The 21500-nt window shown below is 68.4% G+C and carries 19 protein-coding genes; 17 read left to right on the top strand and 2 right to left on the bottom strand.

Going from position 1 to position 21500, the window contains the following annotated elements:
• Positions 1-42 precede the first annotated feature (42 nt).
• The gene (locus TSH64_RS12430; protein WP_109445367.1) at positions 43-2337 is read left to right on the top strand and encodes a helicase-related protein; all 2295 of its coding nucleotides are present in this window, start codon (positions 43-45) and stop codon (positions 2335-2337) included.
• A gap of 39 nt (positions 2338-2376) precedes the next feature.
• Here the strand turns inward: TSH64_RS12430 and gpmA are convergent, their stop codons facing one another.
• Complete coding sequence (gene gpmA, locus TSH64_RS12425; protein ID WP_109445366.1) at positions 2377-3135, bottom strand: 2,3-diphosphoglycerate-dependent phosphoglycerate mutase; 759 nt, start codon at positions 3133-3135, stop codon at positions 2377-2379.
• Between the two features lie 281 nt (positions 3136-3416).
• Between gpmA and TSH64_RS12420 the strand changes: the two genes are divergently transcribed.
• The 4 genes from TSH64_RS12420 to TSH64_RS12405 all read left to right on the top strand — a co-directional run bounded on the left by TSH64_RS12420 (position 3417) and on the right by TSH64_RS12405 (position 8373).
• On the top strand, positions 3417-3818 hold the full coding sequence (locus tag TSH64_RS12420) for a helix-turn-helix domain-containing protein (RefSeq protein WP_109445365.1): 402 nt from the start codon (positions 3417-3419) through the stop codon (positions 3816-3818).
• Between the two features lie 19 nt (positions 3819-3837).
• Positions 3838-4182 carry a hypothetical protein gene (locus TSH64_RS12415; protein ID WP_109445364.1) on the top strand — a complete coding sequence of 115 codons (345 nt, stop codon included), beginning with the start codon at positions 3838-3840 and terminating at the stop codon, positions 4180-4182.
• Between the two features lie 553 nt (positions 4183-4735).
• The gene (locus TSH64_RS12410) at positions 4736-7015 is read left to right on the top strand and encodes a hybrid sensor histidine kinase/response regulator (protein ID WP_247872906.1); all 2280 of its coding nucleotides are present in this window, start codon (positions 4736-4738) and stop codon (positions 7013-7015) included.
• Between the two features lie 62 nt (positions 7016-7077).
• The gene (locus TSH64_RS12405) at positions 7078-8373 is read left to right on the top strand and encodes a pentapeptide repeat-containing protein (RefSeq protein WP_109445362.1); all 1296 of its coding nucleotides are present in this window, start codon (positions 7078-7080) and stop codon (positions 8371-8373) included.
• On the opposite strand, the gene TSH64_RS12400 is transcribed toward TSH64_RS12405, so the two are convergent.
• Positions 8370-8588, bottom strand: coding sequence for a hypothetical protein (locus tag TSH64_RS12400; RefSeq protein ID WP_109445361.1), 219 nt, complete (start codon positions 8586-8588; stop codon positions 8370-8372). The two genes, TSH64_RS12405 and TSH64_RS12400, sit on opposite strands and share 4 nt — an antisense overlap.
• 180 nt (positions 8589-8768) lie before the next feature.
• On the opposite strand from TSH64_RS12400, the gene TSH64_RS12395 reads away from it, so the two are divergent.
• The 12 genes from TSH64_RS12395 to TSH64_RS12340 form a co-directional block, all read left to right on the top strand.
• Entirely contained in the window at positions 8769-10367 is a 1599-nt protein-coding gene (locus tag TSH64_RS12395) for a glycosyltransferase (protein ID WP_247872905.1), read from the top strand.
• Positions 10368-10484: 117 nt separating this feature from the next.
• Positions 10485-11540: a pseudaminic acid synthase gene (pseI, locus tag TSH64_RS12390; RefSeq protein WP_109445359.1), complete on the top strand. Its 1056-nt coding sequence runs from the start codon at positions 10485-10487 to the stop codon at positions 11538-11540.
• Positions 11533-12297: a glycosyltransferase family protein gene (locus TSH64_RS12385; RefSeq protein WP_109445358.1), complete on the top strand. Its 765-nt coding sequence runs from the start codon at positions 11533-11535 to the stop codon at positions 12295-12297. The genes pseI and TSH64_RS12385 overlap by 8 nt, the downstream gene beginning before the upstream one ends.
• A gap of 32 nt (positions 12298-12329) precedes the next feature.
• Positions 12330-12563, top strand: a complete 234-nt coding sequence (locus TSH64_RS12380; RefSeq protein ID WP_109445357.1) for an acyl carrier protein — start codon at positions 12330-12332, stop codon at positions 12561-12563.
• Positions 12564-12698: 135 nt separating this feature from the next.
• A complete protein-coding gene (locus TSH64_RS12375) occupies positions 12699-13454 on the top strand; it encodes an alpha/beta fold hydrolase (protein WP_247872904.1) in 756 nt (251 codons plus the stop codon).
• A 7-nt stretch (positions 13455-13461) separates the two neighbouring features.
• Positions 13462-13710: an acyl carrier protein gene (locus tag TSH64_RS12370; RefSeq protein ID WP_109445356.1), complete on the top strand. Its 249-nt coding sequence runs from the start codon at positions 13462-13464 to the stop codon at positions 13708-13710.
• Complete coding sequence (locus TSH64_RS12365) at positions 13707-14885, top strand: class I adenylate-forming enzyme family protein (protein ID WP_109445355.1); 1179 nt, start codon at positions 13707-13709, stop codon at positions 14883-14885. Before TSH64_RS12370 ends, TSH64_RS12365 begins: the two co-directional genes overlap by 4 nt.
• Complete coding sequence (locus TSH64_RS12360) at positions 14882-15658, top strand: SDR family oxidoreductase (RefSeq protein ID WP_109445354.1); 777 nt, start codon at positions 14882-14884, stop codon at positions 15656-15658. The genes TSH64_RS12365 and TSH64_RS12360 overlap by 4 nt, the downstream gene beginning before the upstream one ends.
• A gap of 39 nt (positions 15659-15697) precedes the next feature.
• Complete coding sequence (locus tag TSH64_RS12355; RefSeq protein WP_109445353.1) at positions 15698-16756, top strand: ketoacyl-ACP synthase III; 1059 nt, start codon at positions 15698-15700, stop codon at positions 16754-16756.
• A gap of 200 nt (positions 16757-16956) precedes the next feature.
• A complete protein-coding gene (locus TSH64_RS12350) occupies positions 16957-18819 on the top strand; it encodes a flagellin (protein WP_109445352.1) in 1863 nt (620 codons plus the stop codon).
• Positions 18820-18961: 142 nt separating this feature from the next.
• Positions 18962-19408: a flagellar biosynthesis repressor FlbT gene (locus TSH64_RS12345; protein ID WP_109445351.1), complete on the top strand. Its 447-nt coding sequence runs from the start codon at positions 18962-18964 to the stop codon at positions 19406-19408.
• The coding region (locus TSH64_RS12340; RefSeq protein WP_146208118.1) for a tetratricopeptide repeat protein at positions 19405-21500 on the top strand (2096 nt) is incomplete at its 3' end. The genes TSH64_RS12345 and TSH64_RS12340, both read left to right, overlap by 4 nt.

Here is a 21500-nt window from a genome sequence, read left to right as displayed (position 1 = left end):
GAAGCGCTTGCATCACCGGGGCAATCTCAAGAAAAGACGATCATGACCGACGACACTTCCGACAACGCCCGTTCCGGCCGTACCCCCGGCACCGCCGACGAATTCGACCGCCGCGACGCCCTGCGCGCGGTGGCCGCCGTGGTGCGCGGCGACGGGATCGAGGTGGATGCCGACAGCACCCCGGCGCGCTGGACGGTCGCGGTCAACCATGTCGTCCAGATCCCCGGCACCGACCGCAAGCTCAAGTTGCGATTCAAGGTGGCGCTCGGGCCCCTTCCGGACATCGAGGCCGACCTGTGGGGCCTGCTGACCATCGAGGAGGGGTTCGGCCGGCCGCAGGCCAAGGCGCTGGGCAAGCGGGTGAAGGGCGCGTGCCTGTCCTCGCCCGCCATTGCCAAGGCGAAGGACCGCGTCGACGGCTGGGTCGCCTCGATGGCGCAGCGGGCGGCCGGCTTCGGCGACTCCTGGCGACCCAAGGGCTTCGCCGACGAGCTGGGCCGCGTCGTCGGCTTCGGCGGCCGGATCCCGCGTTTGCAGACCCTGCTCGATGCGATGGAGGAGGCCTTCTCCACCGCAGCATCCCGTGCCGGCTTGAAGGTGCGGCGGGAGCGGCTGGAGAACGCGTCCGGCATGGGCGTCTATCTCGACAGCTTCGCCACCGCCCGTGCGATGATCCGCAAGCTGCGGCTGTTCGTCGGCCCGACCAATTCGGGCAAGACCCATGCGGCGATGGACCGGCTGGCCGAGGCGGAAAGCGGCTGCTATCTCGCCCCGCTGCGTCTGCTGGCGCTGGAAGGGCAGGAGGCGTTGGAGACGCGCGGCCGGCCGTGCAGCCTCGTCACCGGCGAGGAGCGCGACGTGCGGCCGGGCGCCGCCTTCACCTCTTCCACCATCGAGATGGTGAACACCAGCAAGGTCTGGGGCGCCTGCGTCATCGACGAGATCCAGATGATCGGCGATCCCGACCGCGGCTGGGCCTGGACCCAGGCGGTGGCCGGCGTGGCGGCGCCGGAAATCCTGATGACCGGCTCGGCCGATGCCATTCCCTACGTCAAGCGTCTGGCCGACGCGATGGGCGAGGAGCTGGAGGTCGTCGAGTTCACCCGCAAGTCGCCGCTGCGCGTCCAGGAGGAGCGGGTGAAGCTGGAGGAGGTGAAGTCCGGCGACGCGCTGATCGCCTTCTCGCGCAAGGACGTGATGGCTCTGCGCCACGACCTGCTGGGGCGCAACCACAATGTCGCGGTGATCTACGGCGCCCTGTCGCCGGAAGTCCGCCGGGCCGAGGCGCGCCGCTTCCGCGAGGGCACCGCCGACGTGCTGGTGGCGACCGATGCCATCGGCATGGGGCTGAACCTGCCGGTCGCCCGCGTCGTGCTGTCCACCACCCGCAAATATGACGGGCGCGAGGAACGCGAGCTGACCGCGTCGGAGATCCGCCAGATCGGCGGCCGGGCCGGCCGCTTCGGCCTGCGCGAGGAAGGCCGCGTCGCCGTGCTGGACGGCGAGAGCATCAACCCGGTGCGCCGGGCCCTGACCTCGCCGCCGGTGCCGCCGGAAGATCCGCGCTCGTGGATTTCGCCCAACCTCAGCCATGTCGAGGCCATCGCGCGCGAACTGGACACCGACAGCCTCGCCAAGGTGCTGCGCACCGCCGGTCAGGAGCTGCTGCGCGCCAACCAGACCTTCCGCATGACCGACCTGGAGCAGCGCATCCAGGCTGCAACAGCGGTGGACCGCGCCAAGCTGCCGCTGGCCCAGCGCGACATGCTGGCCCGCTGTCCCATCGACACCCGCGACCAGAACAACCTGCGCCTTCTGGGCGGCTGGGCGGTCAACCAGGGCAGGGGCATCCCCAACGCCGCCCCCGACGCCGCCGAGCGGTTCCGGCACAGCGTCGGCACCGATGTGGAGCTGGAGAAGGCCGAGCGCGCGGTTAAGGAACTGACCGCCTACGCCTGGCTCGCCTACCGCTTCCCCGACGCCTATCCCGAGATGGATTTGTGCCAGGAGCGCCGCGCGCACCTGAACGCCTTCATCGAGCGGACGCTCGCCGAGCGCTCGCTCGCCCGCGCCTGCCCGGTCTGCGGCACGCGGCTGAAGGCCAACCACCGCTTCCGTGTCTGCGACAACTGCTACAGCAGCCGTGTCGACGAGCGCCGCGGCGGCCGGCGCGGTCCGCCGGAGCGGGGCAATGGCGAGAAGCCGGCGCACCAGCACCATTTCCACCATCCGGTGGCTAAGGAGGGTGCCCCGGCCGGTCGCGCTCCAGGCCGGAGCGGCCCCCGCAGCGGCCCCCCTGCTGGTCGAGGCCCGAAGCGGCGTGGCGTGACGCCATAAAAGCACTCCTGTCTCTCTCCCGCCTCGGGAAAGAGACAGTCACGCCGCCGCGCTATCCCGCTTCGTTCCCTCGCGCTTCGGCCAGCCGATCTCCTCGACCGTGCCGTTCTCGCCTAGGAAATAGCGGCGGAGCGGCGTCAGGTCGGCGCCCAGTTCATAGACCAGCGGGCGGCTGGTCGGGATCTCGAACAGCGGGATGTCCTGGTCGTCGACATTGTCCAGATGCTTGACCAGTCCGCGCAGGCTGTTGCCATGGGCCGAGACCAGCACCCGGGCACCCAGCCGCAGCGCCGGAGCGATCTCGTCGCGCCAGAAGGGGATGACGCGCTCGGTGGTGTCCTTCAGGCTCTCGCCGCGCGGCAGGTTCGCCTTGGCGAGGCCGGCGTAGCGGCGATCGGTAACGGCCGACCGCGGGTCGTCCGGCTCGATGGCCGGTGGCGGCACGTCCCAGCTTCGCCGCCACTGGAACACCTGCTCGGCCCCATGGCGCTCCGCTGTCTCCGCCTTGTTCAGCCCTTGCAGCGCGCCGTAATGCCGCTCGTTCAGGCGCCAGTGCTTGTGCACCGGCAGCCACAAGCGGTCCATGTCGCGCAGGACGAGGTGCAGCGTCTCGATTGCCCGGCTCAGCACCGAGGTGAAGGCGATGTCCACGTCGATGCCGGCCGCTTTCAGCAATTCGGCAGCCTTGCGGGTCTCTGCGATGCCGCGCTCGGTCAGCCCGACGTCGGTCCAGCCGGTGAAGCGGTCTTCGGCATTCCACACGCTCTGGCCATGGCGCAACAGAATCAGGCGGTGCATGGCGGCTCTCCCTTCCAACTCCGGCGCTCGATCGCCGGGCATATGAAAGGTGAAACAGGGCTGTAACCGGCCCGGTTCCCGCGACAAAACGGCACAGCATCGGGCGATTCCGGATCGGCGACGGGCAGCTTGCGGTTTCAATCCGATTTCATGATTGCTTCCACAGACACCAATTATGTCAGCGGCGAAATCGTGGCGACATACGCGAACAATAATCCCGCGGTACGGTCATCTCATTCGAACACGCCGGCCTCGCCGGCCACAGCGGAAGGGAAGGGTCGATGACGCAACCGAACACGGAATCGCAGACTTCAGCCGGCACCGCGGGCCTGCGGGGCGCAACGCCGAACCATTCCGATTATCGCCCCAGCAACCTGACAACCTTGCGTACCGAGGCCACGATGCTGCATCATCATGACGTCATCTCCAGAGCCGTTTCGACCGACCGCGAGATCACTCTGGAGGCGCTTCGTGTGTTCACCTATCTGAGCCGGAGGCTCCATTTCGATCGCTCCGTTCCGGTGCTCCAGTCCGAACTGGCTGATGCGCTGGGCATGCAGCGGCCCAATGTGAACCGGGCCATCAAGCTGCTGGAAACCAAGCAGATCCTTCTGCGGGAATCCAAACTGGGGCGCGCGATCACGTTCCGGCTCAATCCGGGACTGGAGGGCGGCCGGGCGTGAGTGTTTGGTCAGGGATGGAATGATCGTCGAGACACGTGAACTGTTCTTCACCAATTCCGCCCTGAAGAAAGCCCTCGCCTGGTACCAGAAGGCTCCGAACCAGACGGATCTGCCGCTGGGCGTCGTCACCATGGTGACGCCGACGTCCGATGGCGGCCTGTCGGTCCAAATCCAGCAAAGCGGCGCCTCCAGGTCGCGGGAGGTCGTCTTCACCCCCAGCAAGACGCTGGCGCTGCTTCTGCTGTTCTGCCGCCGCCAGAAAGTCCCGATCCCCCGCGATGCCGGCAAGGAGATCGAGGCGGCGGATGACGGGCTGATCCTCATCGTGCGTGGCGAGACGCAGACGTCCGCCCCTCCTCCCTGATCTGACCGCCCCGTTCCTGTGACGCCGCCGCGCCTCCCGCGCGGGCGGCCCATTTGCGTTTCCGGCGCCTGAAATGCATCCGGCAAGAATGGTGGCGCACTTAATCTAAAGTAGCGAACAAACCCACAATTGCGGTCGGAAGGCTTCATCGTTCCGTTCAATTCGACCTGACCTAATGGGCAGGTGATTACGATGTTTGTCATAGTCGCCAAGACTGATCGCGGGACATTTCTTCCTGTGATATTGTTCCTCTGGCTAATGGGGCTAAGCTTTAGTTCCACACCGTCAACCGAACGGGGAACTGCGGGTTGATTCGTCATTCAAACATTCGGAAAAGTTGAAACTTACTCTTGGCTGTTTCGCCCAACTCGATTGTATCGCAGTCGCTGGCGACCCGGTCGCTCTTCCGTCACCCGCCCAGTTCCGCCACCGCCCAGGATTGCCCGCCGATGACCGTCCCCCACCTGTCGCCGCCGCTTTGGAAGGAGCTTCGGCATCGTCTGCCGCTGCTCCAGCCAATGCCCGTGTGACCGGGCCGATGTCATCGCCGCAGATGCCTCCGCCTTCCCTGTCGTTGGCCGGCCCCGGCCGTCTCGCCCCTTCTCCACGGATGCTGGTCGCCTTCCTGTGCGCGCTGTTGGCGCTGCTGGGGACGGCCTCCTGGGCCACCGTCACCGCGCTCGACTACCGTGACACGCTCGATCGAGCCGAAAAGGACGCACGGGAAGCGGCCGCCCTGTTCGACAGCCATGCGCGCGGCGTGCTGGAGGCCAGTGTCGGCCTGCTGGAGCAGGTCGCCGGCCGGATGGACGGACGTGGCCTGGCCTCCTGGGGACAGCGCACATTGCCCGAGGCGATGGCTGTGGAGCGCAACGGCCGGGTCACGCTGCTCAGTGCCGACGGAACGGCGCTGTACGGTCCCACCATCGCTTTCGCCGAGCCGGAAACCAGCGACGGCCTGTCGCTTCTGGTCCGCCCCTTATCGCCGGAGGAGGAACGTCGGATTCTGCCGGCCTTCGGGCATGTGGCAGGGCAGCCGGCCATTCTTCTCGCCCGCCGCATCCACACTGCGGCGGGCGTTTTCGACGGTGCGATCCTGGTGGCCGTACCGCTGGCCGCCCTGGATCCGGTGCTGAAGCCCTTCGACGCGAGCGCCCGCTCGGTCGGTCTGTACCGACCCGACGGCGTCCGCCTCGCCGGGTCGGGCGCCCCGTCGCTCGGCCCGCTGCCACGGCTTGACGCCGGAACCATCCGGGTCGATGCGCAATGGATGGTGAACGGCAAGCCGTCGATCCTCGGATTGAAGCGGATGGCCGGCCTGTCGATCCTGTCGGCGGTGACGATCCCGCGCACCAGCGTGCTGGAGCCCTGGTATGTCCGGATGGAACGCGGCCTTATCGTGGTTGTTGCCGGCGTCGCCGCACTGGCCGGCCTTTCCCTGCTCGGCGCCGCCAGCCTGCAGAGGGAGGCGCTGGCCCGTCAGGCCCTGACGGAGGCGAACGCCCAGCTCGAACAGGCCAATGTCCAGCTGGAGCAGCGGGTGGAGGAGCGCACCGCGGCCCTCAGCGCCCTCAACGTGAAGCTGAGCCGTGCGCTGGAGGAAAAGGAACGGGCAAATCAGGCCAAGGGCCGTTTCCTGTCGGCGGCCAATCATGATTTGCGTCAGCCTTTCCAGGCCTTGCGGCTTTTTCATCATATTCTGATGGAACGCCTCGCCGACACCCGCGACCATGCGATCGCCGAGAAGATGGGCGAGGCGCTGGACGCCGGCGAGAAGCTTCTGCATGCCCTGCTGGAGGTGGCGACGCTTGATGCCGGCGTGGTGCGGCCGCAGCTGGCCGACGTGCCGGTGTCGGCGGTGTTCGAGGATCTGCTGGCCGAATTCCGCGGCATGGCGGCGGAAAAGGGACTGGCCCTGCGCGCGATGCCCACCCGGATGGTGATCCGCACCGACCGCACGCTGCTGACCCGCATGCTGGGCGATCTGGTGCGCAACGCCATCCGCTTCACCGACGAGGGGCGCGTCACCATCGGCTGCCGCCATCAGGGCAATCGTCAGGGCCGGTGGCTGCGCATCGAGGTGTGGGACACCGGAACCGGCATCCCGCCCGAACAGCTCGACAACATCTTCGAGGACTTCGTCCAGCTCGGCAATCCGGAGCGCGACCGCCGCCAGGGCCTCGGCCTCGGCCTAGCCAAGGTGCGCCGTAAGGCGGCTCTCCTGGCCCATGCGGTGGAGGTCCGGTCGCTACAGGGCCGCGGTTCGGTCTTCGCGGTCAGCGTGCCGGTGGTCGGAACCGAACGGGCGCCGACCGCGGCGCCGGTGAAGGACGCCGATCCGGTGGTGGCGGGCGACCGGTTGATCCTGGTGGTGGAGGATGACCCGATCCAGCGCGATGCCGTGCGGCTGCTGCTGGAAAGCTGGGACTATCGCGTTGTCGTCGCGGACGAGGGCGAGACTGCGCTGGCACTGATCGGCGGGTCCAGGCTCCAGGCCGGCTCCCCCAAGGCCGGTACCCCCAAATCCAGTTCCATGCCCGACATGCCCGTTCCCGACCTCATCGTCAGCGATTTCCGCCTGCCGGGCCGGCTGACCGGCGTGCAGATGGTGGCGAAGGTGGGGGAGCGGCTGGGCCGTCCGGTGCCCGGCCTGATCCTGACCGGCGACACCGCGCCCGAACGCATCCGCGAGGCGGTCGCCACCGGCTGCCGGCTTCTGCACAAGCCGGTGTCGCCGGAGGATCTGCGCGGGGTCATCGCTTCCATCCTGTCGGAACGGGGCCGCCCGGCCGACGGCGGGGAAGCGGCCATGGAGAACGAGTCCGCAGCATGAGTTAACCCTTTCTGAAGTCGGACTGCCGCACACTGGCGCCGGGAAAGGGAGTTCACGGGACCATGGTGCAGAATCGCGCGCTCAGGCGCTTCGACCAGGCGCAGCTCGATCAGGCGGTGCGCAAGCACGAGATGTTCCGCAACGCCCGTGTCGGCGGGGCGCGCGCCAATCTCTCCTTCTGCGATCTGTCCGGCCTGGATTTATCGGGGCGCGATCTGGCCCATGCCGATTTCGTCGGCGCCAGCCTGCGCGGCGCCGACCTGTCCGGTGCGCGGCTCGACTGCGCCTCCTTCTTCGTCGCCGACCTGCGGCAGGCCAATTTCGACGGCGCCAGCCTGATCAAGGCCGACCTGCGCGGCGCCTGCCTGCGTGGCGCCATCCTGGTCGGCGCCAACCTGTTCGAGGCGGATCTGCGCGACGGCTCCCTGGCCGAGAAGGACCGCTCCGGCCATCTGCACATGGTGCAGATCGAGTCCAGCCCGGCGGACGCCGACGGTGCCGATCTGTCCGGGGCCAACCTGACCAACGCCCGGATGTCGGGCATCATGGCGGTCCATACCGACTTCTCGGACGCGGTGATGCGCGGGTGCAAGCTGGTGCGGGCAACCATGCGCGGCGCCAATTTCACCGGCTCCAACCTGGAAGGGGCCGACCTGTCCGGTGCCGATCTGCGCGGCGCCTGTCTGCGCGGCGCGGTGCTGACCGGCGCCACCATGGTGATGGCCGACCTCACCGACGCCGACGTGGAAGAGGCGCTGACCGACAAGCCGGTCGGCCGGGTGGTGGCCGAACTGGGGCGATCCCTGGAAGACCTGCTGGCCGACCATATGACCTGGGTGGGGTCGAGCGGGGCGCAGGGCGCTATGCTCGACCTGTCCGGTTTCGACCTGCGCCATGCGCCGTCGCTGGCCCACATGTGCCTGACCATGCTGCGCGCGGCCGGGGCGACGCTCTACGGCCTGGACCTCTCCGGCGTGCAGATGCAGGCCGCGGTGCTGGACCGCGCCGACCTGCGCGGCGCCAAGCTGACGGACGGCGACCTGCGCGGCATCAGCCTGCGGAACGCCAAGCTGAACAATGCCGATCTGCGCAACGTCAACCTGCGCCCCCTGGTGTTCGACGAGCAGCGGTCCCGCCCGGCCGACCTGTCGGGAGCCAAGCTGCGTTATGCCGATCTCAGCGGCGCTTGCCTGCGGTCGGTCAATCTCGGCAATGCCGACCTGTCCTTCGCCAACCTGCGCGGCTGCGACCTCGCCAGGACCGATCTGACCGGCGCCAAGCTGTTCGGTGCCAAGCTGGAACGCCGTGCCCTGGACGAGGGGGTGATCCTGGACGGCGTCGCCGGGCTCAAGACTTAGGCGGCCGCCCGCGCCAGCTTCTGGGTCAGCCGGCGCAGTTCCAGGGCGGCCCGGTCGGCGATCCGCTGCGCCTCCACCAGCACGCCGGTGAGGTCGCCGACCTCCGGCGCGATCTCGGCCGCTGCATCGGACATCGCGTCCAGTTCGGCAGCGGCCTTTTCGATCAGCCCGGTCACGACGCCGGCGGCACCGGCGGTGGAGTCGAAGCCAGCCATCTCAGTTTCCCTTTTAAAAGTATGGGTATTCGGAGTGTGTCGCAATCCGCCTCCTTGCGCAACGGCTTCTGCCGCGCTGCACACATCGCCGATGGATTGCCGGGGAAAGTGCCCGCTTGCACGGCCTGCTGCGGCGGCGGTACACACGGGAAGGCTGCCTGGAGTGGAAGGGTCAAGACGATGCCGGGAACGGTTCCATCCGACCGCGTGACCGCGGCCGCCGCAGCTCTGACGGTCTTTCTCACCGACCGGCAAATCGACGCCGGCAAGCTCAACCGCTTCACCGCGCTTTGCGACGAGATCCGCCGGACCATGGAGTTCGACGGCCGGATGGAGCTTGCCGAACGGCTTGAGCGCGACACGCCGGTGAACGACACGATCCGGCTGCGTTCCGTGCTGTTCCATCTGACCGGCGATCTCTATCATCTGGAGCGCATCCTTCATTACCTGATCCTTGGCGGCGACAGCGCCGATCCGGCGGCGCTGCACTACACCCACTGGTGCATCTCGCGGCAGCTGTTCCTGGGAACCGCCAGCGGCGAGAAGATGGCGACCTTCGTCGCCTGCGACCTGTTTCGCTATTACACGGCGATGGTCAGGCAGATCGCGCGGCGCTGGGGGTTGACACCGGCGCGGGCGGCCTTTTGCGACGGGCCGATCCGCCGCGTCGCGGTGGTCACCAACCAGTTCACCAACCAGGGACACCAGCCGACCCGCGATTGTTTCGATTTCGCCGCCCGCATGCAGGACGATTTCGGGCTGGACGTCGCCATCATCAACGTCAACGGCATGCCCGCCAGGGTCGAGAATGTCTTCATCCCGCCGATGGTGGCGGAGGTCGCGGCCGATCTGGAAGGCGTCTACGCGTTGAAGATGTTCGGCCGGCAGGTGAAGGTCGCCTCCTTCACCGAACCGGCCTTCAGCCAGGACAAGCTGCGCGTCATCGTGGACGCCATCGACGGCTACGATCCGGATCTCATCGTCGCCTTCGGCGGATCCAACATCGTCGCCGACCTGTTCGCGGAGGCCGATGCCCGGCCGGTCGTCGCCATTCCCACGACCTCCAGCATCACCGTCTCGCTCGCCCACATCGTGCTGGGGTACGAGGAGAACGACCATACCCGCTCCATCCCGGCCCTCTACCGCGCGCCGTTCGCCCGCCGCTTCCGCCCCTTCACCTTCGGTTTCACGCCGCCGCCGTCCGACGGCAAGCGCGTCGAAACCGGCTTCCCCGACGACACCGTCCTCTTCGCGGTGGTCGGCACCCGCCTGGACCTGGAGGTGGGGGAGGACACTCTGGAGCTGTTCGACGAGATCCTGGAGCGCTGCCCGGACGGCGCTCTGGTCTTCGCCGGCGAAGTGAAGGAACTGCCGGGCCGCCTTGCCGCCTTGCGCAATCGGGACCGCATGCGCTGCCTCGGCCATGTCCCCGACATCCGCGCCTTCTATGCCCGCTGCCATGTCTTCCTCAATCCGCCGCGCCAGGGCGGCGGCGGCGGCGCCTCCTATGCCCTGGCGGAGGGGGTGCCGGTGATCAGCTATGGCTCGGGCGACGTCGCCAGCAATGCCGGCCCGGCGTTCTGCGTGCCCGACCGCGACGCCTATCTGGCGCGTGCCGTGGCGCTCGCCACCGATGCCGAGGCCCTCGCCGAGGCCAGGCTTGCGGCCAAGGCGCGCTTCGTCGAGATCGGCGACCGCACCCGCTGTGTCGAACGGCTGCTCGCCTATGGCGAGGAGGCGCGGGCCCTGCTGCGCGGCGGACCGGCCACCGGAAATTAACCTTCCTTCATGATTTCGTGAAAGACTGGGTCCGTCAGACCGATCCGATTGGAATACCTGCCCGTGTCGAATGCCGCTCCAGGCCATGCCAACGGCCGTCTCCCCAGCCGACCGCCGATGTCCATCGCGGGGCGCCCGATTGGGCAGGGTCATCCGCCCTACCTGATCGCGGAGATGTCGGGGAACCACAATGGCGACCTCGGCCGTGCCCTGGCGCTGGTGGACGCGGCGAAGGAGGCGGGGGCCGACGCGGTCAAGCTGCAGACCTACACCGCCGACACCATCACCATCGCCCATGACGGTCCCGGCTTCCGGCTGGAGGGCGGGCTCTGGGACGGACGCACCCTGCACGACCTCTACCGCGAGGCGCACACCCCGTGGGATTGGCATGCGCCCCTGTTCGAGCGGGCGCGGTCGCTCGGGCTGACCATCTTCAGCTCTCCCTTCGACGAAACCGCCATCGAACTGCTGGAGGATCTCGACGCCCCGGCCTTCAAGATCGCCTCCTTCGAGGTGATCGACCTTCCCCTGATCCGCCGCGCCGCACGGTCCGGCAAGCCGCTGATCATCTCCACCGGCCTTGCAACGCTGGGCGAGATCGAGGAGGCGGTGGCCGCAGCGGGCGATGTCCCGCTCGCCCTGCTGCACTGCGTCAGCGGCTATCCCACCCCTCCGGAGGATTGCAACCTCCGGACCATCGCTCACCTGGCCGAGGCTTTCGGCGGCGTCACCGCCGGCCTGTCCGACCACAGCCAGGGCATCGCCGTGCCGGTCGCCGCCGCGGTCATGGGTGCGACGGTGATCGAGAAGCACTTCACCCTGTCGCGCGCCGACGGCGGTGTCGACAGCGCCTTTTCGCTGGAGCCGGCGGAATTCAGGGCGATGGCCGACGCCGTGCGCACGGCGACCGCCGCCATGGGCCGCGTCGATTACGGGGTGAAGCCCAGCGAGGCCGGCGGTCGCGACTATCGCCGTTCCCTCTATGTCGTTGCCGACGTCGAGGCGGGGGAGCCGCTGACCGCCACCAATGTCCGCTCCATCCGCCCCGGCTTCGGGATGGCGCCCAGGCATCTGCCCGACGTGCTGGGCCGCCGCGCCGTCCGCCGCCTGCACCGGGGAGAGCCGCTGGGCTGGGACATGCTGGCACCTCCAGCGGAGGGGCCGCATGGCTAAGACCCCGAGCAAGCAGAGGACCGTCGCCATCTCGCAGGCGCGCATGACCTCGACCCGGCTGCCGGGCAAGGTGCTGATGCCGGCCGCCGGCCGCCCGCTGCTGGCCCATCATCTGGAGCGGCTGTCCCGCACTCCCGGCCTGGATGCGGTGGTGCTGGCGACGACGGTGAATGCCGCCGACGACCCGGTGGTGGAGTGTGCGCAGGGACTTGGCGTCACCGTCTTCCGCGGCGACGAGCAGGATGTGCTGGGCCGCTTCGCCGGTGCCGCCGCATCGGCCGAAGCCGATCTGGTCGTGCGCGTCACCGCCGACTGTCCGCTGATCGACCCGGCGCTGGTCGGCCGCCTGATCGCCGCCTTCCAGGACGGCCAGCCGCTGGACTATCTGTCGATCGACAGCACGCGCTATCCGCGCGGCCTGGACGCCGAGATCTTTCCGCGCCGTCTGCTGGACGAGGCAGCGGCGAACGCCACCGACCCGGTGGAGCGGGAGCATGTCACCCCCTACCTCTACCGCCGCCCCGACCGGTTCCGGCTGGGGACGGCGCTGGTGCCCGACCTGCCGCTGGACAGCGATCTGGAAGGTCAGCGCTGGTGCGTGGACGAACCCGCCGACTACGAGTTGGTGCGCCGCCTGCTGGAGGCGCTCCTGCCGGCCAACCCCGTCTTCGGCTGGCAGGATTGTTGCAAAGCTCTTCGTGACCACCCCGATTGGGTGGACATCAACCGCTCGGTCCGGCAAAAGTCGCTGCACTGACCCGGTCTCGGTTCGACCAAGGAGAAAAACTGATGGATCGCAACGAATTCCTGCTCGCTCTTGACGAGATGCTCGAACTGGATCCCGGCACGCTGACCGGCGACGAGTCCCTGGAATCGCTGGAGGCCTGGGATTCGCTGGCGGTCATCAGCTTCATCGCGCTGGTGGACGAGAAGACCGGCGTCGTGGTCGAAGGCGAGAAGCTAACCAAGGCCAAGACGGTGGGCGATCTGCTGGCCCTGGCGGGTGCGCCGGTCACGGCCTGAGCGGTGCCCATTCCCCGGCCTGTCTCAGCCCGCCCCGTTTCGGCCGGTCCTGTATCGGAAGGAAGCCGCCTGCGCGCCGGTGTCGCCACCGTCGCAGGCGGCCCAGCCGCTTATCTTTCGGTGGGCAGCGGCGGCGTGCCCGTGCTGCTTCTGCATGGCTTTGCCGGCGACCGCCTGACCTGGCAGTTCAACCTGTCGGCCCTGTCGTCGCGGCGGCGTGCCATCGCAGTCGACCTGCCGGGCCATGGCGGATCGACGCCCGATGTCGGCAGCGGCCTGGTTTCCGACTTCGCGCCGTGGCTGCTCGAATTCCTCGACGGGCTGGAATTGCCGCGCGTGCATGTGGTCGGCCATTCGATGGGCGGCTATGTCGCGCGCGAGCTGGCGAGGCTGGCGCCCGACCGCGTGGCGAGCCTGACCCTGCTGTCCAGCGCCGGCCTGGGCACGGCTTTCGATCTGGACTTCCTGCGTCGGGCCATGGCTCCCGCCGACGTGGCGGAAGGACGTGCCTGTGCCGAACGGCTGTTCGCCGGCCCCTCGCCGCTGATTCCCCGCTTCGGCGAGGTGCTGAATGCGCAGGGCGCCGACCCGGTCCGCCGCGCCGGATTCGAGCGCATCGTCGCGACGTCCTTCGCCGCCCATGCCGGCGGTGGAGCGCCAGTGGACTGGAGCGCCTATCCGATGCCGATCCAGGTGCTGTGGGGCCGCGAGGACCGCATCATCCCGATGCCGCCGGCCGACTGGCTGCCGCCGGGCGCACCCTACCGGGTGTTCGACAAGGCCGGCCACCTGCCGCATATCGAGGCCGCCAGCCCGGTGACCGCCGCCATCCGCAGCTTTCTGGACGGCTGCGACGACGGTCGATCCGGGCCGTCCGATCCGTTGAGTTGAACCGACCATGACCGACAGCATCTTCGCCCTGATCGCCGAGGAACTCGGCCGCATCGCCGCCGACAAGGGGGAGGCGCTGCCGCCCCTGACGGCGGACAGCCGTTTCCTCGACGGCGATCTGCCCATCGATTCCCTCGACCTCGCGACGCTGCTGGTGGTGCTGGAACAGCGGACCGGCCAGGATCCCTTCCGCGAGGGCTTCCGCCAATTCACCACCGTCGGCGAACTGGCGGCGCTCTACACCGTCCCGGCATGACCGGCCGCCGCCCCGACTGGCTCCACCCCGCCTTCCGCCTGATCGAAGGGGAGGACAGCTTCGTCTGGGCGGATCTCGCCGAACTCCCGGTTCCGGCGGGCGGCGTCGTGCAGGCCGACCGGCCGTCGCGCGTGCTGGCCGCTCTGGCGGCGGCCGAAGCGGCGGGGCAGGGCGTTCTGCTGGCCCGTGGCGCAGCGGATCCGGAGGGTTGGCAGCCGGGGCCGGGCTTCACCGTCACGCTGGAGAGTTCCGGCACCACCGGCACGCCCAAGCGCCTGCGCCATGACTTCGCCCGTTTGCGCGGCCGGCTGCGCGGCGCGACGGAGGGGGGGGCGCGCTGGCTGCTGACCTACGATCCCGGCGCCTTTGCCGGTCTTCAGGTGATGCTGACCGCCGCCGCCGCCCGGGCTCTGCTGGTCGCAGTGCCCGGTGGCAGTGGCGGCACGGTCGCCGCCCTGGCGCAAGCCGCGCGCCGCCATGCCGTGACCCATGTCAGCGGCACGCCCAGCTTCTGGCGGGCCTTCCTGATGGCGCTCGGCGATGCGGAACTGCCACTGGCGGCGGTGACGCTGGGGGGCGAGGCCGCCGACCAGCCGCTGCTCGACCGGCTGGCGGCGCGGTTCCCCGATGCCCGGCTGCGCCATATCTACGCGTCGACCGAGGCCGGTGCGTTGTTCGCCGTCGCCGACGGCCGCGCCGGCTTTCCCGCCGCATGGCTGGACGATGCGCCCGACGGGTTGGCGCTCCGCATCGTCGACGGCGTGCTGGAGGTGCGCAGCCCGCGCGCCGCCTCCGGAACGGCCGACTGCGAGGGCTGGCTGTCCACCGGCGATCTGGTGGAACGCCAAGGCGACCGTGTGCTGTTCGCCGGCCGTCTCGACGGGCTGGTCAATGTCGGTGGTGTGAAGGTCTCCGCCGAAGCGGTGGAACGCCGCCTGCTCGCGGTCGACGGGGTGGCCGATGCCATGGTCGTTGCCGTGCCGAGTCCGATCACCGGCCATCTGCTGACCGCCACCATCGTGGCGGCACCGGGCTTGGACGAGGCGACGTTGCGCGCCGGCCTGCGCGCCGCTGCCGCCGATCTGCCCCCCGCGGCCCGCCCGCGCGCCCTGACCTTCGCCGACCATATCCCGCTGAGCGCGGCGGGCAAGAAGAGCCGAAAGGGACCACAATGACCGCTGCCCATCCGACCGTGGAGGATGGCTCCCGGACCAAGCGGCACATCATCGTCACCGGTGGCAGCCGCGGCCTCGGCCTTGCGTTGGTTGAGGCGTTGCTGGCCGACGGCTGCCGGGTCTCCACCTGCAGCCGCGCCCCGTCGGAGGCGCTGGAGCGGCTGGCCGGCCCCGACCTGTTCTGGCACCCCTGCCGGATCGGCGATGGGGCGGAGGTCCGCGCCTTCTTCGACGCCGCTGTCGCCTGGGGCGGCAATTCGCCGCTGTGGGGGCTGGTCAACAATGCCGGCATCGCCCGCGAAGGCGTGCTGGCGACCTTTCCGGAGGTCGATGCCGAGGCGGTGATCCAGACCAACCTCACCGGGGCGCTCCAGGCGGCCCGCGCCTTTCTGCGCGCCAAGCTGGCGGCCCGCGGGGCGGGCGCACAGGGTGGTCGCATCGTCAACATCTCCTCCATCATCGGACAGCGCGGCTATGTCGGTCTGGCCGCCTATTCGGCGTCTAAGGCCGGGCTGGACGGGCTGACCCGGGCGCTGGCACGGGAGGTCGGGCGGCGGGCGATCACCGTCAATTCGGTCGCGCCGGGCTATCTCGACACCGAGATGTCGGGCAGCCTGTCCGACGGGCAGCGCGACCAGATCGTGCGCCGCACGCCGCTGGGCCGGCTGGGCACTGCGGCGGACGTGGTGCCGCTGGTCCGTTTCCTGCTGGGCGACGGCGGTGGCTTCATCACGGGTCAAACCCTTACAGTGGACGGCGGCATCACCTGCTGAGGCCGCATGTGACGCTGCAGGAAAACGGGGGAGGCGGAGATGGTCGCCAGCCGGATCGACGGGGTATGCGTACGCGGCATCGTCGGCTGCGTGCCGGAGGGGCGTGAGACGGTTGCGGATCTCGCCCGCCGGTTCGGCGAGGATGGGGCCCGCAAGGTCGCCGCCGCCACCGGGATCGAGGAGCGGCGGATCGTTGCCCCCGGCCAATGCACCAGCGACCTTGCCGAGGCCGCCGCCCGCCGCCTGCTCGACGGGTTGGGATGGGAGCCCGGCAGCATCGACCTGCTGGTTCTGGTGACCCAGACCCACGACCAGACGCTGCCCGGCACAGCGTCGCTGCTGCACCGGCGGCTCGGGCTGCGCAAGGGCGCGGCGGTGCTCGACATCACCCATGGATGCTCCGGCTTCGTCTATGGGCTGTGGGTCGCCGGCGGGATGCTGAAGCCGGGCGGGCGGCGGGCGCTGCTGCTGGTCGGCGACACCACCTCGCGGCTGATCGACCCGGAGGACCGGGCGGTCGCTCCGCTGTTCGGCGATGGGGCAGCCGCGGTGGCGCTGGAGCTTGACGACAGGGCGGACCCGATCTCCTTCGACCTGGGCAGCGATGGGGCCGGCGCACCCTATCTGGCGGCCGACGGCGGGGCGATGCGCCATCCGGACCGGCCGGCACGCCTGTTCATGGACGGGACCCAGGTCTTCGCCTTCACCTTGCGCGAAGTGCCGGGAAGCGTGCGTGCCGCGCTCGACGATGCCGGCTGGACCACGGACATGGTCGACCACCTCGTGCTGCATCAGGCCAACGCCCAGATGATCCGCCATCTGGGCCAGAAACTTGGCGTTGCCGCCGACCGCACCGTCGTCGCCCTGCGCGAGGTCGGCAACACCAGTTCCGCCTCCATTCCCCTGGCCCTTGCCGCTTCGCTGGCCGACAGCCTGACCGCCGGCCCTCGCCGGCTCCTGCTGTCCGGCTTCGGCGTCGGCTGGTCCTGGGGCAGTGCTGCGCTCGTCGCCGGGCCGCTGGCGGTGTGCGAAACGGTTGTCCTGCCCGGCAGGAAATGCCCGGCAGAATCTGCCGCCCCGGCAAGCCCTGCCGCCTGACCGGCAGAATTTGCCGGAAGCTAGGCAAAATTTGCCGGGTCGCTTCCTGCCCACCGGCACGGATTGCCAAGGAAACCCGGCAAATTTGAACTGGCCCGCTTTTTGCCTACCCCTTTGGCGGGGGAATTAGTCCCCTTCCGGTTCAAGCGCCTCGAAAGCAGTGCGCTTCCGGACATTGATCCTCCAAAGGAGTGGCTACCATGGCCGGCAACGTTACCCTGTCTTCTTCCATGCGGACCAACCTCCTGCAGCTGCAAAGCACGCAGGAGCAGATCAACAAGAAACAGAACATCCTGTCGACGGGCAACAAGGTCAACACCGCCCTCGACGGCCCGACCGCCTTCTTCTCGGCCAAGGGTCTGAACCAGCGCGCCGGCGACCTGACGTCGCTGAAGGACGCGATGGGCCAGTCGATCAGCACCATCCAGGCCGCCGACAAGGGCCTGACCTCGATCGATTCCATGGTCGACCAAGCCAAGGGCCTGACCACCGCCGCCTATGCGGCGCTCGGCAACGATGCCGCCTCCGTCGCCACCCGCAAGTCGCTGGCCGCCCAGTTCAACACCCTGCGCGGCCAGATCGACAAGCTCGCCGCCGACAGCGGTTACGGCGGTAAGAACCTGATCGCCGGCAACGGCATGAGCATGGAAAGCACCAGTGCGTCCCGTGCCGCCGTGAACAGCATGACCGGCGTCGACAACGCCCGCGTCACCAACGTGCAATCGGCCGACACCTACTCGATCCGCGTCAAGGGCGACGGCTCGATCGAAGGCAAGACCGCCGACATCTCCAGCGCGGAAAATGCGCACGGCTTCACCGGCCTGAAGCTGTCGGGCACGATGTCTGGCTCGTCGGGCAGCTTCTCCGACGTCCAGATCGAGGTGCGCGGCGCCAACGGCCGTTCCCGCGACTTCATCGTGTCGGACGGCACCGAGAGCCGCACGATCTCCTACTTCGACAACACCCAGACCACCTCGACCGCCCTGACGACGGCCGCCAAGACCGGTTCGGCCCAGGTGTCGACGGTGAATATCGGTGGGACCATCGAAGAAGGCGACATCTTCACCATCACGGTGGAAGGCCAGTCCTTCAGCTACACCGCCACCAAGGGCGACGTCGCCGTCGGCCAGAACGCTTCGGCCCAGGTGGCCACCCAGCTGCGGGCCTCGATCAGCACGGCCCTGACCGGTTCCGGCCGCCTGGTCGGCAAGGACGTCGCCTCCGCAACCGTCACCGCAACCGGCACGATCACCCTCACCGGCAACGCCACGGCCGGCGCGGTGACCGACTTCACGCTGACCTCCAGCGCCACCAACGCGCTGACCAAGAAGATTTCGGAAAGCTTCGCGTCGGGCACCATCGTGTCCTTCACGGTCGACCGCCGCCTGCTGGAAGCGGCCAACAACCAGGGCAACGGCATCTCGACCATCGAGAAGAAGGTCGACCTGCAAATCCAGGTCACCAACTCCAACGGTGCCCAGGTCACCCGTGACGCCATGAACGACAAGGGCGACGGCAAGCTGACAGGGGGCGATCAGGCATTCGCCTTCGACAGCGGCACGGTGCACATGGACATCGATGCGAAGACGATCAAGAAGGCGGCTTCGGCCAACTGCTCGGCCAACATCGTCACCAAGCAGATTTCCGACGCCAACTCCAAGAACGACATCACCGTCCAGCTGAACGAGACGAACACGAACGCGATCACGGTGAACGCGGTCAACCTGACCACCAGCGGTCAGGGTCTGAAACTCGACGAAGCGCAGAACGGCTGGACGGACCGCGCGGACATCGACAAGGCGGTGGCCGGCCTCGACAACGCGAAGGCGACGATCCGTTCGGCCTCGCAGAACCTGTCGACCAACCTGAACATCATCACGACCCGCGAGAACTTCACCAAGGAGTTCAGCGACGTGCTGACGGAAGGCGCCAGCAAGCTGACGCTGGCCGACCAGAACGAGGAAGGCGCCAGCCTGCTGATGCTGCAGACCCGCCAGCAGCTGGGCACCATCGCCCTCTCGCTCGCCAACCAGTCGCAGCAGTCGATCCTGCGTCTGTTCTAAGGCGTAGAGTTCCGACGGCAAGTTCGGGTAGGATCACGCCCGGCGGGCGGCGGCATCAGGCCGCCGCCCGTTTCTTTTTTGGGCCGGACCGGTCCGGCAAAGGCCGGACGGCAACGGCCTACAAGCCCCGGGTTCCCCACTCATGCCACTCAAGTTCGTGCTTCGTCCCAACGAGAAGGTCATCATCAACGGTGCCGTCATCGGTGCCGGCGACCGTCCGGGTTCGTTCTTCCTCTACAACACCGCCAACTTCCTGCGCGGGCGCGAGGTTCTGAAGGAAGAGCAGATCGATTGCATCGAGAAGAAGCTCTATTTCGTCATTCAGCTCGTCTACATCTTCCCGGAAGATTCGACGCTGAATCTTCAACGCTTCGCTTCGATCTTGGATGAAACCCGCGAGGCGCGGCCGGACGCTTCCAAGACGTTGGACGAGATCACGCGTCTTGTCGAAAGCCGCAATTATTATCGGGCGCTCAAGCTCTGCCGCAAGCTGTTCAAAACGGCGGATGGCGGATCGCTGGATGGCGGTCTGGCCGACAGTGCCGCCGGCGACGATGAAGACCCACCGACCACCGATCGGACGCCGTGACCGTCGCCGAGTTGCTCGACGCCGCATTGCCGCTGCATCGCGCCGGCCGCCTTGCCGAGGCGCTGGCGCATTACCGCCGCATCCTGACCGATGATCCGGCGCATGCCGACGCACTGCACCTGTCGGCGATCATCGCCCACCAGACCGGCCGCACCGCGGAGGCTCTGGCCAATCTGGGGGCCGCGCTGGCGGTGCAGCCCGGCTTCGCCACGGCCTACAACAGCCTCGGCAATGTCCTGGCCGATCTCGGCATGCTGGAGGAGGCGCTGGCCGCCTATGTCGTCGCAATCCGGCAGAACGACCGCTATGTCGAGGCCTACAACAACCGCGCCACCGTGCTTCAGCGCCTCGGCCGGCGGGATGAGGCGGCGGAGGCCTATGCCCGTGCGCTGACCATGGGGCCGGACAACCTGACGGCACGCTTCAATTACGGCGTGCTGCAACGGGAATTGGGCCAGATTTCTCCGGCGGCCAATGCCTTCTATGCGGTGGTGCAGGCCGACCCTTCCCATTCCGCCGCATGGCGGCACCTGGCGGTCTGTTTGCGGAACTTGGGCCATCCCGATGCGGAGGCCTGTCTGCGCCGCGCGCTGCAGGACGTGCCGGGCGATAAGGAACTGTCGCTGGAACTGGGCGCCCTGCTGAACAGCCGTGGCGACCACGAGGCGGCCCGCGGCATCCTGGCTGCGGCGGTTGCGGCACATCCCGGCAATGCGCAGCTGCACTTCAGCTACGGCACCGCCCTTCAGGGCACGCGGTGCCTGAGGGACGCGGTGGTGCAGTTCCGTCTGGCGCTGGACCGCGAACCGGCGATGCAGGGGGCCTGCAACAATCTGGGCGTGGCCTTGCTCGAACTGGGAGAGATGGGCCCGGCGACCCTGGTGCTCCGCCGGGCGGTGGCGCTCAGTCCCGGTGATGCCATGGTGGTGAACAACCATGGTACGTCGCTGGAAAGCCGCTACGACCTGGAAGCCGATTCCGAAAGGCCGGCGCGCTGGTATCGGCGAGCCCTGCGGCTCCGTCCCGATTATGGAAAGGCTCTGGTCAATCTTGCCGGCATCCATATTTTGCGGCGCGAACTCCACCATGCCGAACGTATTTATCACAGCGCGGCAGTGGCCGACCCGCGCAGCGTGGAAACCTTTGTCAATCTCGGCGGCCTGCTGCTCGACCGCGACGACCTTTCCCAGGCGGGGCGGATGTACCGGCGAGCCCTGGCGATCAACGCCGGCAACCCTGCCGCGCTGACCGGTTACGGTTTGGTCCTGCAAAGGCTCGGGCGCATCGGCGAGGCGGAGGCCGCTCACCGAGGTGCACTGGAGATCGACGGGAGGCATGCGGAGGCGGCCGGCAACCTCGGCATGATGCTCTGGCAATGCCATCAGGACGATACCGCGGCCGAACCCTGGATGGACCTTGCCCTGTCGGTCAATCCGTCGCTCAACACTGCGCATCTCAACCGCGGCATGCTGCGGCTTTCCCGCGGCGATCTGCCCGGCGGCTGGGACGGCTACCGTCGGCGGTTCTGGGCGAAGGGCTATGTGAACCGGCGGATCGCCGCCCCGCTGTGGCAGGGGGAAAATCCCGCCGGGCGCCGCCTGCTCGTCTGGCGGGAACAGGGGGTCGGCGATGAGATCATGTTCGCTTCCTGCTACCCGTCGCTGATCGGACGGGCCGGGCATGTGGTGATCGAATGCGACCGCCGGCTGGTGCCTTTGTTCGCGCGCTCCTTCCCCCAGGCGACGGTCAGGGCGGAATCGGTCGATGCCGCCGGCGGTGAAACCATCCAGCCGCCGGACGTCGATGCCCATATCCCGGCGGGCGACCTGCCGTGTCATCTGCGCGCCAGCCTGTCCGGTTTCGACGGGCAGACGCCCTGGCTGGTGCCGGACCCGACGCTGGTGGAACAGTGGCGGGAGCGGCTGGCAGCGCTGGGGACTGGCTTGAGGGTCGGCATCGGCTGGCGCAGCCAGATGATGACGTCTGAGCGCACGGCCGCCTACGTGATGCTGGAGCATTGGGGACCGCTGTTCGCCCTGCCCGGCCTGACCTTCGTCAATTTGCAGTATGACGAGTGCGAGGCCGAGATCCG

Source organism: Azospirillum sp. TSH64, from assembly GCF_003116035.1.
Classification (GTDB): Bacteria; Pseudomonadota; Alphaproteobacteria; order Azospirillales; family Azospirillaceae; genus Azospirillum.
The sequence above is the reverse complement of the archived record's forward strand: the minus strand, read 5'-3'. Positions and strand labels throughout refer to the sequence as shown.